Below are 923 nucleotides of genomic sequence, written 5' to 3' on the forward strand. Positions count from 1 at the left end.
CCGCAAACAAAGGTATATTCGTATTCGCCGAAATTGTCACTCCAAATACGCTTCCTCCGTTAATAATGCCCATTATGATTGTGCAAATTCCCAAAGTCAAAGCGAGTATTCCTACTCCTCGCATTTTTCCTTTCAAAACGGTAAACAATCCTATAATAGACATAACGGTTAAAACCAAACCGTAGCCCGAATCTCCGAAACAAAAAGAAAAGAAAAGAGGATAGAAAACCGCAATCATCGGAGTCAAATCTATCTCAAAATAATTCGGCAATTGAAATAATTTTGTGATAATCTCGTAAGCGCCCGCATATTTGTTGTTTTTAAGCTCAACGGGAACATTATCCGTTTTTGAAGGCTCTTCCATTATATAAGCGATTTTTTTCTCGTCCAAAAATAATTTAGTTTCCGTTTCTTTATCTTTAGGAATATAAGCTTCCACATAAAGTATTTTTCCTTCTGTCGATTCGCTTGATATAAAACTTTCTTTAGCTTCTTCAAAATGATTATAAATATTTAGATTGTCTATTTCTTCGTCTATAGCTTTTATATAAACTTGGCTTTTGATTATCTCGTTTTCGTTATTTTCTATTTCGCCCTCTACTCTTGAAATTTCTTTATTTATATCGTCATAAGATTTTGAAGGCATATTGACAATATCGAAAGTTAAAGTCTCTTCCGTCACTTTTTTCTTAAAGACGATAAAATAAACTTTTCCGCTTTCTTCTTTAATAGGATAAGCGAATATATCTTTCAAAGAATTAAAATCGTATTCGTTAAACTCTCTAATTGCAGCCGAATAAAATAATATATCGTAATCCGTTTTCTCTTGCAATTCTTTAATCTTATCAAAGCTAAAATTACCGAAAGGCGATATAATAGACAATTCTTTTTTCAAGCGAGAATATAGAAAATATAGCGTCAAA

Annotated in this window: 1 protein-coding gene; it reads right to left on the reverse strand. The window is 31.9% G+C overall.

The genetic code is table 11. The features are described from left to right. Positions 1-895, reverse strand: an 895-nt coding sequence (locus EZH24_RS12645; RefSeq protein ID WP_272897904.1) for a V-type ATPase 116kDa subunit family protein, incomplete at its 3' end; no start/stop codon positions are given. Between the last annotated feature and the right edge of the window lie 28 nt (positions 896-923).

The organism is Brachyspira catarrhinii, from assembly GCF_005518285.1.
GTDB classification, from domain to species: domain Bacteria; phylum Spirochaetota; class Brachyspiria; order Brachyspirales; family Brachyspiraceae; genus Brachyspira; species Brachyspira catarrhinii.